Annotated in this window: 17 protein-coding genes; 12 read left to right on the forward strand and 5 right to left on the reverse strand. The window is 59.0% G+C overall.

Annotated elements, in window-relative coordinates; translation table 11 throughout:
- Window positions 1–28: 28 nt before the first annotated feature.
- Window positions 29–994 (reverse strand): alpha/beta fold hydrolase, encoded by a 966-nt coding sequence (locus NKJ40_RS00555; protein WP_352463941.1) that lies wholly within the window; start codon window positions 992–994, stop codon window positions 29–31.
- A gap of 565 nt (window positions 995–1559) precedes the next feature.
- Between NKJ40_RS00555 and NKJ40_RS00560 the strand changes: the two genes are divergently transcribed.
- From NKJ40_RS00560 to NKJ40_RS00570, 3 genes are all read left to right on the forward strand, one after another.
- Window positions 1560–2543: an alpha/beta fold hydrolase gene (locus tag NKJ40_RS00560; protein ID WP_502903681.1), complete on the forward strand. Its 984-nt coding sequence runs from the start codon at window positions 1560–1562 to the stop codon at window positions 2541–2543.
- Between the two features lie 50 nt (window positions 2544–2593).
- Entirely contained in the window at window positions 2594–2956 is a 363-nt protein-coding gene (locus NKJ40_RS00565; RefSeq protein WP_352463943.1) for a hypothetical protein, read from the forward strand.
- A gap of 112 nt (window positions 2957–3068) precedes the next feature.
- Window positions 3069–3818 carry a glucose 1-dehydrogenase gene (locus tag NKJ40_RS00570; RefSeq protein ID WP_352464252.1) on the forward strand — a complete coding sequence of 250 codons (750 nt, stop codon included), beginning with the start codon at window positions 3069–3071 and terminating at the stop codon, window positions 3816–3818.
- Between the two features lie 261 nt (window positions 3819–4079).
- Here NKJ40_RS00570 and NKJ40_RS00575 read toward each other — a convergent pair whose 3' ends face one another.
- Window positions 4080–4307 carry a DUF680 domain-containing protein gene (locus NKJ40_RS00575; protein ID WP_352463944.1) on the reverse strand — a complete coding sequence of 76 codons (228 nt, stop codon included), beginning with the start codon at window positions 4305–4307 and terminating at the stop codon, window positions 4080–4082.
- 497 nt (window positions 4308–4804) lie between these two features.
- On the opposite strand from NKJ40_RS00575, the gene NKJ40_RS00580 reads away from it, so the two are divergent.
- From NKJ40_RS00580 to NKJ40_RS00620, 9 genes are all read left to right on the forward strand, one after another.
- Window positions 4805–5596: an alpha/beta fold hydrolase gene (locus NKJ40_RS00580; RefSeq protein WP_352463945.1), complete on the forward strand. Its 792-nt coding sequence runs from the start codon at window positions 4805–4807 to the stop codon at window positions 5594–5596.
- A gap of 65 nt (window positions 5597–5661) precedes the next feature.
- Window positions 5662–6420: an SDR family oxidoreductase gene (locus NKJ40_RS00585; RefSeq protein ID WP_352463946.1), complete on the forward strand. Its 759-nt coding sequence runs from the start codon at window positions 5662–5664 to the stop codon at window positions 6418–6420.
- A gap of 81 nt (window positions 6421–6501) precedes the next feature.
- Entirely contained in the window at window positions 6502–6903 is a 402-nt protein-coding gene (locus NKJ40_RS00590; RefSeq protein WP_352463947.1) for a cupin domain-containing protein, read from the forward strand.
- Window positions 6904–6954: 51 nt separating this feature from the next.
- Window positions 6955–7602, forward strand: a complete 648-nt coding sequence (locus NKJ40_RS00595; protein ID WP_352463948.1) for an HD domain-containing protein — start codon at window positions 6955–6957, stop codon at window positions 7600–7602.
- Between the two features lie 270 nt (window positions 7603–7872).
- A complete protein-coding gene (locus tag NKJ40_RS00600; protein WP_023674208.1) occupies window positions 7873–8394 on the forward strand; it encodes a carboxymuconolactone decarboxylase family protein in 522 nt (173 codons plus the stop codon).
- A 137-nt stretch (window positions 8395–8531) separates the two neighbouring features.
- Window positions 8532–8969, forward strand: coding sequence for a CBS domain-containing protein (locus NKJ40_RS00605; RefSeq protein WP_352463949.1), 438 nt, complete (start codon window positions 8532–8534; stop codon window positions 8967–8969).
- 122 nt (window positions 8970–9091) lie between these two features.
- Window positions 9092–9826 carry a sensor histidine kinase gene (locus NKJ40_RS00610; protein ID WP_352463950.1) on the forward strand — a complete coding sequence of 245 codons (735 nt, stop codon included), beginning with the start codon at window positions 9092–9094 and terminating at the stop codon, window positions 9824–9826.
- Window positions 9827–9880: 54 nt separating this feature from the next.
- Entirely contained in the window at window positions 9881–10162 is a 282-nt protein-coding gene (locus NKJ40_RS00615) for a GNAT family N-acetyltransferase (RefSeq protein WP_352463951.1), read from the forward strand.
- Window positions 10163–10203: 41 nt separating this feature from the next.
- The gene (locus NKJ40_RS00620; RefSeq protein ID WP_352463952.1) at window positions 10204–10635 is read left to right on the forward strand and encodes a DUF1810 domain-containing protein; all 432 of its coding nucleotides are present in this window, start codon (window positions 10204–10206) and stop codon (window positions 10633–10635) included.
- Between the two features lie 66 nt (window positions 10636–10701).
- Here the strand turns inward: NKJ40_RS00620 and NKJ40_RS00625 are convergent, their stop codons facing one another.
- From NKJ40_RS00625 to NKJ40_RS00635, 3 genes are read right to left on the reverse strand one after another with little or no spacing between them, the layout of a single operon-like run.
- Complete coding sequence (locus NKJ40_RS00625; RefSeq protein ID WP_352463953.1) at window positions 10702–11613, reverse strand: pirin family protein; 912 nt, start codon at window positions 11611–11613, stop codon at window positions 10702–10704.
- 26 nt (window positions 11614–11639) lie between these two features.
- Window positions 11640–13157: a mechanosensitive ion channel family protein gene (locus NKJ40_RS00630; RefSeq protein ID WP_352463954.1), complete on the reverse strand. Its 1518-nt coding sequence runs from the start codon at window positions 13155–13157 to the stop codon at window positions 11640–11642.
- 23 nt (window positions 13158–13180) lie between these two features.
- Window positions 13181–14476 (reverse strand): cytochrome b, encoded by a 1296-nt coding sequence (locus NKJ40_RS00635; protein WP_352463955.1) that lies wholly within the window; start codon window positions 14474–14476, stop codon window positions 13181–13183.
- Between the last annotated feature and the right edge of the window lie 12 nt (window positions 14477–14488).

Below are 14488 nucleotides of genomic sequence, written 5' to 3' on the forward strand. Positions count from 1 at the left end.
ATGCTGTGCCTTCAGGCATCAGCGAAGCTTAGTATGCTGGCGGCAGGAACCCGATCAGGGCCTTGGTGACGGCGGCTGGCTGCTCCTCCGGAACCCAGTGACCTGAGCCCTCGACTACTACGGCGCGTACGTTTTCGGCGACGTGGCGGAGATGGTCTTCGTACATCGATCCTAAGCCACCTGAGCCGCTTATTCCGAGTACCGGCATCGTTAGCTTGTGTTTTGCAAAGGCTTTGTTCTGCTCTTCGTCACGGGGAAAAGCCCGGTAGTACTCGAAGCCTGCGCGCAATGCGCCAGGCTGGGCATAGGAACGGCCGTAGACTTCGTCGGCCTCGTTGTCGAACGCGCGAGTATTTACCCCCTCTGCATTGTGAAACCACTTTAAATACTCAAGCTCGCGACCGGCAATGAGCATTTCCGGTACGTCGCGTACGGAATGGAAGCGAAAATGCCAAGTGCGAGGGCCTTGAATCAATTCGTTCCATGGTTCGATGCCTGGCAGTGGGACGTCAAGGATGGTTAGTGTGGTGACTTCCTCCGGGTGCTGCGCCGCATAGGAATAAACGACCATGCCACCCATATCGTGGCCGACAAGATTGACGACCGGACCAAGGTTCAACTGATTGACGAGTGCGTGAATATCCTCGGCAATCGACGCCTTTTCGTAGCCGGCCGCAGGCTTGGCGGTGTCCCCCAAACCGCGCAAATCGGGCGCAAGTACAGTGTAACCGCGCGCCACCAGTTGTGGCATTACAAAGCGCCACATGTATGAGGTCGTGCCCCAACCATGCAACAACACAACAGTTTTCGGGCCGCCTACCGCAAGCAAATAGTGATAGACCACGCCGTTAACATCGGCCTTGCCGTCGACGATACGTGCCGACAGGTCAGTCGATTGTCCGAGCGGCACGTCTGAGTGCGGAGCGTTGGCAGAAGTCGATGGTCCGGCAGCAAGGACCGCAATGAGGAAACCAGAAAGAAAGTTAAGGCGCATTAGAGCACTCCGGGATTGCGAGGTCCAAAGGGCTCCAAGAGCGGCAAATGCCGCTTAATGTCTATAAAACGAAAGCTAGCAGATCTTTGGCCTGATAATCATACGCAGTATACGTAAGTATATACGCCTCCAACTGGCGGTGAGTTGATTCCTCAATATAAGGACCACATTGGCGAATCTTGTCGCGGTCCGTTCGGGCGGTGACTTGCTCGTGATCAGCCGCTTCTCGTTTTGAGAAGCGGATCCTCATACGGATTGATAGGTTCTGTTTGTAACGGCCGCCGCACGAGCGGCGGGTCGCGCACGACACTAACGTCATGGCAATTTTAGCCCCACCTCGGCGACAGCTCCAGGACCTCGGCGTGCCTGCCCTGCACCTTGGCATCGTATGACAGATGCTTCCGTAGAATAGGCTCGCGGCCCGGATCGATGCATCCTGTTCCTCGCAAGCCATCACGACCGTCGGGTTTCGAGCGCTCCTCGCTCGCTCCTCCCCGAACGCGACCGCACAGGCCGACTCGACGGTCGTGATGGTGAGCAGGATGTTCAAAGCACATGGATGGACATGATGAACAAAGACGGACTTTTCTCCGTCGGCGGATCTCGCCGCGATGTCTTGTTGGCAGGCCTGATCTCTACGGTTGCCGCCGGACTGCCCCGCGCTGCTTCGGCAACGAGCCGAAAGCGAAACCTTTCCTCTTCCCCCTCAATCAAAGGAACCAAGACGATGAGCACCATCACGACCAAGGACGGCACCGAAATCTACTACAAGGATTGGGGCAAGGGTCCTGTCGTCACGTTCTCGCACGGCTGGCCGCTGAATTCCGACGCCTGGGACAGCCAGATGCTCTTTCTTGCCCATAACGGCTTTCGCGTCGTTGCGCATGACCGGCGCGGCCATGGCCGATCGAGCCAGGCCACGTCCGGTAACGACATGAACGGCTATGCCGACGATCTTGCAGCCGTGATCGAGGCGCTGGATCTCCGGGACGCCACGCTGGTCGGACATTCCACCGGAGGAGGCGAGGTTGCTCGCTATATCGGACGGCACGGGACGAAGCGGGTGGCCAAGGCTGTTCTTATCGCCGCTGTTCCGCCGATCATGGTGAAGACGCCGGCCAATCCGGAAGGCCTGCCGATCGAGGTATTCGACGGCATAAGGGCTGGCCTCGTCAAGGATCGTTCGCAGTACTACCGGGACCTCGCACCGTTGTTTTACGGCGCGAACAGGCCAGGCGCCAAGGTTTCCCAGGGGATTCTGGATCAGTTCTGGCTCTGGAGCATGCAGGCGGGTCTCGTGAACGCGTACGAAAGCGTCAAGGCGTTCTCCGAGACCGATTTTACCGAGGACCTTAAGAAGTTCGACGTACCAACCCTGGTCCTGCATGGCGAGGACGACCAGATCGTCCCCGTCAAGGACTCGGCAGTCAAGTCGGCACGGCTGATCAAGGGCGCAAAGGATGTCTATTACCCCGGGGCGCCCCACGGGATCACGGCCACGCACCAGGATCAGGTCAATGCTGACCTGCTCGCCTTCATCAAAGGATAGCACGCCCTCAGTCACGACCGCATGTTCTCCGCAATTCCCTGGAGCCGCCGATGACCACCTTTGGTAGTATTTCGCGCGCCCTGAACCGCATTTCAGGTGGCGCGCCAGGTCAAACCTTGTGCGCTCGCATAGCCGAGCGGTGGCCTGAATGCTGGTTCTGCCGGCTCATGTCCCGGATTGTGGAACCGAACCACTGCGCGATCGAGTTGGAGCGCTGGCAAAGGCGCGAAACATATGCTGCGCCACGGCTGCCATTCGGGCAACTGCGTCAGTGCAGCGCGGAGGCGATCGCCGGCGTTCGACACTACGTCGCGCTGTCGGGGGTCGCTGCCGCGCGCTTGTTCTGCCTTGAAGGCCAAAGCGCTCTCGAAGACGTCAAACTGGCTAAGCGCCGGGAGTTTACCAATCGGTAGCCGTTTGCAATTGCCGCTCATTTTGCGGTCTCAATTCGGCGTGAAATTTTCTTGGCCAGCAGTTGCGACTATCGCAGCAGCACCGGCGCTATTTTTCGAAGGCAGGAACGACATGGGCGCACTATCAGGCAAGATCGCGGTGGTCACCGGCGGAAACAGCGGGATCGGACTATCGGCTGCAAAAATCTTTGCGGCCGAGGGCGCACAAGTCGTCATTACCGGCCGCCGGCGGCAGGCGGTCGAGGAAGCGGTCGCACAGATCGGGGCAGGCGCGCTGGGCATTCAGGGAAATGTGGCCGACGTGGCGCACCATGATGAGGTAGCGCAGCAGATCCTCCAGAGGTTCGGGGCGCTCGACATCTATATGGCGAACGCCGGCATAAACACCATCACGCACTCGGCCGACGTCTCCGAGGCAGAATATGATGCGCAATTTGCCGTTAATACGCGAGGCGTCTTCTTCGGCGTCCAGAAGCTGATTCCGATCATGCGGAACGGCGGCGCAATCATCCTCACAGGCTCGCTGGCCAGCGAGAAGGTTCTGGACGGTCATGCTGTTTACGCGGGCTCGAAGGCGGCCATAAATGCCTTTGCGCGCGCTTGGGCGATCGAACTGAAGGCTCGCGGCATCCGGGTCAACGTGCTCAGCCCAGGTCCGGTGGATACGGCTATTCTCGATAAACTAGGCATACCGTTTGAGCAGCGCGGGCTGTTTGAAAAGGCGATGGCTGAGGCAATACCCTTGGGCCGGATGGGGCAGCCGGAAGAGCTGGCAAAAGGCGCCCTGTTCCTTGCCTCGGACGCGAGCAGTTTCGTCACGGGCATCAATCTCCGGGTCGACGGCGGGATGGCTGTGCTCTGAGCCACGACTGCGATGTCGTCGCGCCAAAAGACTGCCGGTTAACGGCTGAGCAATCGGTCTTCCGCACGAAGATTTTCCGGGACGTGCCGCACGAGTCGCGCCAAACAGGTCGGAGGCGAGACGTTTCGTCGACGTGGTGCAAATTGAGCCACGTAAGCGGCAAGTCGCATTGCAGGGATCGACGCGCAAGAGAGAAGTCGGCTCGCCGATACGGAAGGACCGAGGTCTCGCCCCGGTCCTTCAATTTTCTGTAGGTCGGGATCAGTGACCCCAGATGCCCTGGCCATATTCATCGTTGGGAACAGTCGGCTTGCGTACGGTTTTCGGCGCCCCGATATCGTTGTTCATTTTATTGATCGAGGATGTATACATGTTGTCAGACGCAGTCGCAGGCTGCTGGGCTCCGTTTGATCCATAGTGGTCGCTTCCGGCAATGGCGCTTCCTGCTGTAATAACAAGCGCGGCGACAGCAAGGACTGTCATTTTCATTTCAGTAACTCCATTAATCGCTTGGATGGTATTCACCCATACAAATATAAATGTCGTGACGCAGCGACACGATCAGACGGTCCGGCTGTTTGACCCATACCAAGGCATTGGGCGATGCGGGCCGAAGGCCAGGAACTATGTCGTTGACGAGAGGAGGCTTTTGCTGCCGGGCCGAGCATTGTCAGGCGGAAATCGTGTTCGATCCGGCCGGCTGACCAGCGCTCAACGGATCGACTGCGCCAGGTACTGGCCACGGCGGCAGCGGCGTCTTGCAAAGACAGCTCTCCGGCCGTGCGCCCTCCGTGTCTGTTCAGGCAGGTGCCGACAGTGCACACCCGGCATAGATACCTCAATCATGCTGCAGGGCACCTGATCTCCCTGGTGACCTACCCTGCACCTTGGCATTGTATGACAGACCCTTCCGCACAATAGGTTGGCGGGCCGCGTCGGCGCATTCTCCTGAGCATTGGTCACCACAGGCCACACGGAGAAAGCAAATGCGAAACATAACTCGAGTCCTGGCGCTCACTGCAGCGCTTGCCGCGTCGGGCGGCGGGATGGCGCAGGCCGCGAATTCTCAGCCCAAGCCGACGATCGTACTGGTGCACGGCGCCTTCGCGGAATCGTCGAGCTGGGACGCAGTCATCACCAAGCTCAGCAAAGACGGTTATGTAGCGATAGCCGCAGCTAATCCGCTCCGCGGCGTTGCCAACGATGCGAAAGCAGTCTCAGCCATCGTCCGGTCGGTTTCCGGGCCGGTCGTGCTGGTGGGCCATTCCTACGGCGGGCCGGTCATCACCGAGGCCGCCAATGGCAATCCCAATGTAAAGGCGTTGGTCTACGTGGCGGGTTTCGCGCCGGATACCGGCGAATCGAGCCTTACGTTGTCCAGCATGTTTCCCGGCAGCACCTTGGGGAGCGCGCTTGCTCCAGTCGCGTTGCCGGACGGCGGACAAGACTTCTTCATCGAGCCGGCCAAGTTTCGCGCCCAGTTCGCCGCCGACGTTCCGCAAGAGCAGACTTTGCTGATGGCTGCCACTCAACGCCCTGTTGCACAGGCAGCTCTGGCTGAAACCTCGGGCGTCGCCTCATGGAAGACGCTGCCGTCCTACATGATCTACGGCTCGGATGACCGGAACATCCCGGCAGCCGTCATGAGCTTCATGGCCAAGCGTGCGCACGCGGTAAAGACCGTCGTCATCGAGGGTGCGTCCCACGCGCTCATGGTTTCGCATCCCGACGAGGTCACGTCACTCATCGAGGATGCTGCAGCATCGGTCAGTCAGTAGCAGGCCGGAAACGCCAGCATCCGATCGAGCAACGAAAATAGACACGCAACACCAGGAGACTAGACATGAAGATCGTCGTCATCGGCGGAACCGGGCTGATCGGTTCAAAGACCGTGGAGAGACTGCGAAACAAAGGACACGACGTGCTTGCGGCGTCGCCGAATTCGGGCGTCAACACCGTTACGGGCGAGGGTCTGGCGGCCGCGCTTGCTGGTGCGCAGGTCGTCGTCGACCTCGCGAACTCGCCGTCGTTCGAGGAAAAGGCTGCCCTGGAGTTCTTCGAGGCATCCGGGCGTAATCTTTTTGCGGCCGAAACGGCCGCCGGCGTCCGTCATCACGTGGCGCTGTCGGTCGTCGGTACCGATCGGCTGCAGGGCATGGGCTATTTCCGCGGCAAGTTGCTTCAGGAAAAGCTGATCAGGGAGTCCGGAATTCCCTACACCATCGTTCACGCCACTCAGTTCTTCGAATTCACCGCCGCCATCGCAAACACGGGCGCCGTCGGGGATACCATTCATATGTCGCCGGCCTACTTCCAACCCATGGCGGCTGACAATGTTGCCGATGCGATGGCGGATGTCGCGGTTGCCGCGCCGTTGAACGGCATGATCGAAATTGCCGGTCCGGAGCGTGTTCGCATGAGCGAACTTGTCGAGCGCTTCCTGAAGGCCACCAACGACCCGCGCAAAATCGTTCCGGATCCGGGCGCGCTCTACTACGGCCAAGTGGCAATCGACGATCGAACGCTGGTGCCCGGCGACAACGCGCGCATCGGCGCCGTGCGTTTCGATGATTGGCTCAGCCGATACACGCCGCCGAAATAAGCAAACAAAAGCGAACGCCGATCCTCTGATCCATCAGATCAGCACTCTCTTACCATTCGTATTTCAACAAGGAGACCAGACATGATCAAAACACTTCTCTGCGCGGCGGCGCTCGCCGCCGCTTCTGTCACTGCAGCGATGGCCGATGATGCAAGCGTGAAGCTTGTCTACGACCAGGCTCTTCCAAACGTGCCCGGCAAGAGTATGAAAGCCGTGCTGGTCGAGTACGAGCCGGGCGGAACATCGCGGGCCCACACCCATCCCAAATCCGCGTTCATCTATGCCACCGTCCTGGAGGGAGCTATGCGAAGCCAGGTCAACGATGGCCCGGTGAAGACTTATCGCGCCGGCGAAAGTTTCTCGGAATTTCCGGGCGATCGTCATGCCGTCAGCGAAAACGCCAGTAAGACCGAACGCGCTCGCCTGCTTGCGATCTTCGTCGTCGACACCAGCGAGACGGAACTGACGACGAACGCGAAATGAAATCGTAGCCCCTGGGACCATCGGGGCGTACGCGAAGGGACGGTCAGTGACATGAATTCGATCGCCATCCGCACACTTGCGGGGATTTCGGTCCCCGATACACCGCTTGTTGGCCGGGCGATCGAACATGCCCGCCAGCGATGTGAACCCTACTTGTTCAACCACGTGGTCCGATCCTGGCTTTTCGCGGCCCGGATCGGACAGATTCAGAATATCCAGCACGACGCGGAGGTTGTTGCCGTTGCAACCCTGTTGCATGATGTCACGCTCAATGAGGACTTCGCCGGGCCGCGCCGTTTCGAAGTGGAAGGCGCCGATCTTGCCCGCACCTTCGTTCGGGAGGGCGGCTTCGACGAGCGGCGCGCCCAATTGATCTGGGACAGCGTTGCCCTCAACTCGACGCCGTCGATCGGCCTCTACAAGGAGGCTGAGGTGGCGCTTTGCACAGCTGGCATCTGCCTCGATGTCGTCGGCTTGCAATACAGCCTCGTTTCGTCAGCCGAGATTGCAAAGATCATCGGTGAGTTTCCACGCCTCCAAATGAAGCGACGGATGACCCGATGCTTTTGCCATATCGCCGAGGTCAGGCCGGAAACCACCTACGACAACTTTGCCCGGGACTTCGGCGAGCGCTTTGTTTCAGGCTACAAGGCGACTTCGGCAGTTAATCTTGTGATGAACGCTCCCTTCGAAGAGTGAACGCAGTTTCGATCCAGGTCTCTCGATCGACGCCGCCCAGCTCAGCCGAGCCCTTCATATGATCCAAACGCCGCGCGCCTGCCGCATGCCTGCGGCAAAGCGAATTGCCGAGGGCAGCGTTCAGGGTGCCAATTTCCACCTCCTATACTTCGGTTTAGGCGCCCCAAACCAATCGAGCGGCAATACATATCATAGGCACGATAGCAACAGTGTGGCTCACCGGTCATCCTTACGCTGCAATGGATTGCAAACACCTCAAGGAGATAAGTAATGAATATTGCAGCGTCACCGGTCGCTCCGAAAGGAAAAGCCGTCGCCCAACGCGCGAGTTATGCGGAGCAGTCGCCAGAACTTCTGAAGAAATTTATTGAATTTCTTGGTGCGACGCGAGAGGGGTCGATCGAAGAACCGATCCGCGACCTTGTTGCAGTCCGAGCCGCGCAGCTGAACGGGTGCACCTTCTGCCTCGATATGCACGTCAAACAGGCGAAGATCCACGGCGAGCGCGAACTGCGCCTTTACCACCTGGCAGCCTGGCGGGATTCGACCTTGTTCGTTCCTCGCGAGCGTGCAGCCTTGGCATGGACGGAAGTCTTGACCAAGCTGCCCGAGCAGGGTGTCCCGGACGAGATCTACGATCGGGTCAGGTCGCAGCTTTCCGAGAAGGAAATCTCCGATCTGACCTTCGTCGTCATGGCGGTCAACTCTTGGAACCGTCTTAACATCGGCTTCAAACCCGTCCCGGGCTCAGGCGATGCGAAGTTTGGCCTGAGCAAAGCAGCACTAAGCTAATCTTTGGAATGGGTCAGAATGGTGCTTGTTAGCGCGCCATTCTGACCGGCCAGGCGAAGGCGCCGAACTCGGCGACCAACACCGGAACCGATCCCAACCTCCCGGCCGCGGCCGCGAGGCGCTCTCAGGAGGGCGTCATGCGCATTGACAGTCTGCATCCAGTAATATCGGCCCGTCTCATGGTGATCGATGTCGACGCTCCACTCCGCAGTGCAGCACTCTCACTTTCCAGGCCCGCAATAGGCCTGGTCGTGGTGTGCCACGGCAGTGGGGAGGCGGCAGGCGTGCTGAGCAAGTCCGACCTTGTCCGCCATCTGGCGAATTCAGGGCCAACAGAAGCGCCGATTGCGGCATTGATGAGCCGGTCCATCGTGTCCTGTGGTCCCGATGACGACCTTCATTCAGTCTGGCAGACTATGGCCGCGCAAGGCCTTCAGAATGTGCCGGTACTCGGGGCTGACTCGAAACCGCTAGGCGTCCTCGATATCCGTGATGCGATGAGGGCGCTCTTCAAACAAGAGGAACTGCAGGAACGGCTGCTTGCCAACTATATCAGCGGGATCGGCTATCAATAGAGCATGATCTCGCGATTGAATATACAGAAGTATGTATCGGCGCCTCCTTAGATATAATGGACAATAAATGCCCTAAATTATAGCGTCTTGACGCAATAGGGACTGAGCAAACGGGGAATGAAATGTTTCGTCCGGACATAAAAGAAGATGTCTTCGACGGCCCGCTCGATGGTCCTGGAAGTGGTATGTCCGTGCAAATGTCGACCGCCGGCATCGTCCATGACCTGGGCAATCTCATTCAGGTCGCCTCGTCGGCGTTGAACCACCTGGCCCGCGATCCGATCATCCAGGCGGCTCCGGCGCTTGGGCCTGTAATTGCCGGCGCCAAAACGGCTTTGGAACGGGCCGGGGGCCTTGTCCGGCAAACCATCAGCCTGGCCCGAGAGAGCCACGCGGAAATCGAATACACAAACGTAGGTGCTTGCCTGGCTGAGATCGAAACTCTCGTGCGGAGCGCCTTGGATGCCAATTTCGATCTTGAGCTTCGGGTGGGGCCGGACCTGCCTTTGGTGAGATGCGATCGCTTTGGATTGCAAAATGCGGTTCTGAATCTTCTGTTCAACGCGCGCGATGCAATGCCTGACGGCGGTTTGATCTCGATCGATGCCGGCTTGGCCTCTGAAAGCTCTACCACCGGTCAGGTAGATATCCGTGTCGCGGACAACGGTATCGGAATGACCAGCGAGACAATGGTCTGCGCCTTCGATCCGTTCTTCACCACCAAAAGCGAAGGCCTCGGCGGCGTCGGGTTGCCTATGGTGAAGCGCTTTGCCGAGCAATCAGGCGGAAGCATCGATATTCAGAGCACGCCTGGGGCAGGCACGACCGTCACTCTGCGGTTGCCTGCGGTGCGATAGCGGCCGGCCAATCTGTCTCCGGTGACAGACGTGACATACAATCGAGAGATAAAGATGGATGCACAAGTCGTTGAAAACGTCCAACACCACCGTTTCGAGCTGCCGATCGCCGGCGATATGTTTGCGGCGGCCTACTATCGGCTCGAGGGCGGGAAGGTCGCGCTGATACACACCGAAGTCCCGTCGGAATTTTCCGGACAAGGGATCGCGTCGCGATTGGCCCAAGGGACCTTCGAACTGCTCCGCAAAACCGGCCGTAAAGCGATCTTGAAATGTCCCTTCATGAGCCGCTTTTTCGCCAAGCACCCGGACTATGCAGATGTCGTTGACGGCTAGTCAGGGCACGAATGTTGAGGGTTTCCCAAGGATCTATCCAAATGCCTGACGAGTATGATTTGCAGAGGTTCGTCAGCGCACAGGATCCGGTCTACGACGACGCGCTGGCCATTCTACGTCGAGGAATGATGTGCACTCCCTACATGGAGTTCATCTTTCCAAGGTTGGCCACCAGGCGAAGCGGTACTGCGCTTGAGCCATATGCAATCGCATCGCTCGACGAAGCCAGCGCCTATCTCTCATTTCCGATTCTCGGAGGCCGTTATCGGGAATGCGTTGGCACCCTGCAGCGGCTCTCCGGCCTAAGCGCTCGCGTTGTCTTCGGTGAGGTTGATGCGAAGAAGTTGCACGCGTCCCTCACGCTGTTTTCCGAAGCAAGCAACGACGAGTTCCTGCTCGAGACAATCTTCGACGTCTGGTTCGACGGTTTGCTCGATGAGGAAACGATGAACGATCTCTACTTGTTGTCGTAGTGGTCTGCCTGCGCCACCGGCGTAAAGCCGTCGCGGCGCTGAGGTCACCATTCGCTGCCTTATCCCTTACACGCTGCCATCTGGCAGAGGCATGAGCTCGTGCTCTCCCGGCACGCCGGGGAAGCGGCGTTCGCGCCAATCCGCCTTTGCCTGCTCGATCCGTTCGGCTGAAGAGGAGACGAAGTTCCAATAGATATGACGTGGCTCGGCCAGGGGCTCGCCTCCTATCAGCATCAGCCTCGCCGCATGGAAGGCAGGCGCCTGGAGGACAATCTCAGCGCCGGGCGCCAGAGCTATCAATTCAGCCTCATGAAACGTACCGAACTGGCCGACAATTCCAACCTCACCGGCGACGATGTAGATCGCACGCTCACGGTGTTCGGGTTTCACCTGGTATCGGGCGCCGCTCGTGAGCACAATTTCGGCATAGACCATGTCGGAGAACGTCCTTGCCGGCGAGACCAACCCGTCGGACGCGCCGGCGATCAACGTAAACTCGACGCCGTCGGCACAGATCCTCGGTATTTCGGGAGCGCCAAAATGTGCGACTTCGGCAGCAATTTCTTCATAGCGGGAGGGGAGGGCGATCCAAGCCTGAGCGCCGAAGAGATTGCTTCCCGAGGCCCGGACTTCCGGTGGCGTGCGCTCGGAATGGACGATGCCCGACCCGGCCGTCATCCAGTTGACCTCGCCAGGACGGATGGTCTGCACTTTACCGAAATTGTCCCGATGGACGATCTCGCCATCGATCAGGTAGGTCACGGCCGCAACGCCGATATGCGGATGCGGTCCCATATCGAAACCGTGACCTGCGTCGAATATGGCGGGGCCGAAATGGTCGAACAGGATGAAGGGCCCTATCATGAGGCGATTCGAGGAGGGCAATACACGCCTTATCTTCAGTCCGTCGGCAAAATCACGGACAGCCGGCTGGATGAGTGTATCGATGCCTGTGATATCGCTTTGGCGGGTGGTCATGGATCTCTGTCCTTCTGCATGCCTTGTCAGCCAGGTGCTCGAACGCGCTTGAACGGAGCGGCGCGAAAGACCGTCTGAATGGCATTGAGGAGCGCGAATTTGGAGCTCGCGTGGTGCTGTCCGGCGATGCCGCTTTCGTTAAAAGCCGAAACCCTCATCGACAGGATCGCGGCAAGATCTTCGGCCATTTCGGGCCGGTCGTGCAGCAGCGGCGCAAAGCTTTCCTGGTCTATCTCGTAAACCGTGACAGGGGTCATTGCCCGCAAACTCGACATCTCGCCAATGCCGGCGAGCAAGCCGGTCTCGCCGAAGAAATCGCCGGGTGCAAGCCGGCCGATCTCCTGCAGTTGATCATCGCCCTCGCCAATTTGCCGGACGATGACTCCCGTCCGTACGATCATGAGCGACGGCAGCATCTCTCCCAGTCGTGCGACGATCTCGCCCTTGTGGTAGCTGCGAACCGAAGCCGCTTTGGCGAGCGACTCCTGCTCGGTACCCGTCAGTGCCGAGAATACCGGTATGGAATTAATGAGTTCGATTGGGGTGTAGCCTTGCGACGCTGCCGTCTCGTCGCTCGGCCGGTTGGTCATGGCAATCGAAGCCGAAAGTGGCTGCGCCAGCAGCATGCCGGTCGACTTTGAATGGCGATAAATGAGATCGAAGATGTCGTTCCGAGCGGCACTTCGCTGGTCAATACTTGCGACGCGAAACGACAACTCTATCTCGATAGCTGCGGCATCCAGGCTTCTGATGGTAACCGAAGGCGGAAGGTCCTGGAGGATTGAATTACAGCTCAGCAAGACAGTGCGCATGAGATCTACGATGATCGCCGGCGTCTTCGTTGGCGCCACCTTGACGGTTACGGCAAGTCCATGGCTCTCGTCCGGACCGCTTAAATTTGTTACCCCGATCTTGGCGAGAAGGCTGTTTGGCAGCGCGACGACATTGTGGGTCGGGGTCAGGAGTTGAGTCGACCGCCAATTGGTCTCGACAACCCGGCCTTCGGTTCCGTCGCCCAGAATGATCCAGTTTCCAAGCACGTAAGGGCGGCCGAGGTTAAGCGCGATCCCCGAAAATACGTCACCAAGCGTATTCTGGAGCGCCAGTCCCAGGATGACGGCAAAGACGCCTGACGTGGCAATGAGCGTTCCGACCGGCACTGCAAAGACAAATGCCAGGATCGACAGGAACATTCCAGCGTAGACGACACCGACCACGACGTCCTGCAGGAGACGTGCCTCGCGCGGCTTTCGCTCAAAGACGAGATAGATACGGACAAATCCGATCAGCGCCCAGGCAAGGTGAACCCACCAGAGCAGCTTGACCGAGCCGATGAGGATCGCTCCTCCGCTTGTCTCGTTGTCCCCTACGGCCTCGTATGGCACGACGCGCAGGTCGAGAACCATGGCCGACATCGCGAGGAAAAAGCCAAGTTGGACGACCAGCTTCGCATTGGCGAAGCGTCTGGGGATGAGGGTCCAAACGACGATCCCGGCGAGGCCGAGCAGCACGATGTAGACCAGAGGAGAGTTCCACCAGTTCATGAACGATCACCGCCATGCCCAGTTCAACGTTTGGTCTCCGGCCCGGCGATCGGGCCTCTGCCGCTGGCCTTGTCTTTTTCGAGAACTGCTTCGGTGATCGAATTAGGCAGCCGTCGCGGCTTTTCGATCAGCCCGAGCACAGGCATGGCGATGATGAAGAACGCAAAATAGTAAAGCGTCGCCAGTTGGGACATGACGACGTATGCGCCTTCCGCCGGCCGGGAGCCGAGCCAACCGAGAAAGAGGGCGTTTGCAACGAACAGCCAGAAGAGCACCCTGTACCAGGGGCGATAGACCGCCGAGCGCACCGTCGAGGTGTCGAGCCACGGCACCAGGAACAGCACCGCGATCGAGCCGAACATCGCGAGCACGCCGCCGAGCTTGGAATCGATCGGCCCGATATTGAACGTGATGGCCCGCAGGATCGCGTAAAACGGCAGGAAGTACCATTCCGGCACGATGTGGGCCGGCGTCTTCAGCGGATTGGCGATGCTGTTGTTGTCGGGATGGCCGAGATAGTTCGGCAGGTAGAAGACGAAATAGGCGAAGAAGAACAGGAACACGAGGATGCCGAAGGCATCTTTGACGGTGGCATAGGGCGTGAAGTCCACGACATCGGTTTTCGATTTGACCTCTATGCCGGTCGGATTGTTCTGGCCGACGACGTGAAGCGCCCAGATATGCAAGGTCACCACGCCCGCAAGCACAAATGGCAGCAGGTAATGCAGCGCAAAGAAGCGGTTCAGCGTCGGATTATCGACCGCGAAGCCGCCGAGCAAAAGCTGCTGGAGCCAGTCGCCGATCAGTGGGACGGCCGTGAAGAAGTTGGTGATGACAGTAGCGCCCCAGAACGACATCTGTCCCCAAGGCAGCACGTAGCCCATGAAGGCCGTCGCCATCATCAGCAGGAGGTTGGTGCAACCGAGCACCCACAGCAGCTCACGCGGCGCCTTGTACGAACCATAGTAGAGCCCGCGGCAGATGTGGAGGTAGACGGCAATGAAGAAGAACGACGCGCCGTTGGAATGGAGATAGCGCAGCAGCCAGCCCGAATTCACGTCGCGCATGATCTTCTCGACCGAATTGAAGGCCAGCCCCGTATCCGGAGCGTAATGCATCGCCAGCACGATGCCGGTCAGGATCTGTGAAACCAGCATGATCGTGAGAATGCCGCCGAACGTATAGGCGTAGTTCAGGTTGCGCGGGACGGGATAGACGATGAAGCTGTCGTGCACCAGCCGCGGCAGCGGCAGGCGGGCGTCGAACCAACGTTCGATTCTGGTTTTGGGCGTATAGGTCGAGTGTTTGTCGCCGCTCATCGAAATGCCCCC

Source organism: Mesorhizobium sp. M0119, from assembly GCF_040322615.1.
Classification (GTDB): domain Bacteria; phylum Pseudomonadota; class Alphaproteobacteria; order Rhizobiales; family Rhizobiaceae; genus Mesorhizobium.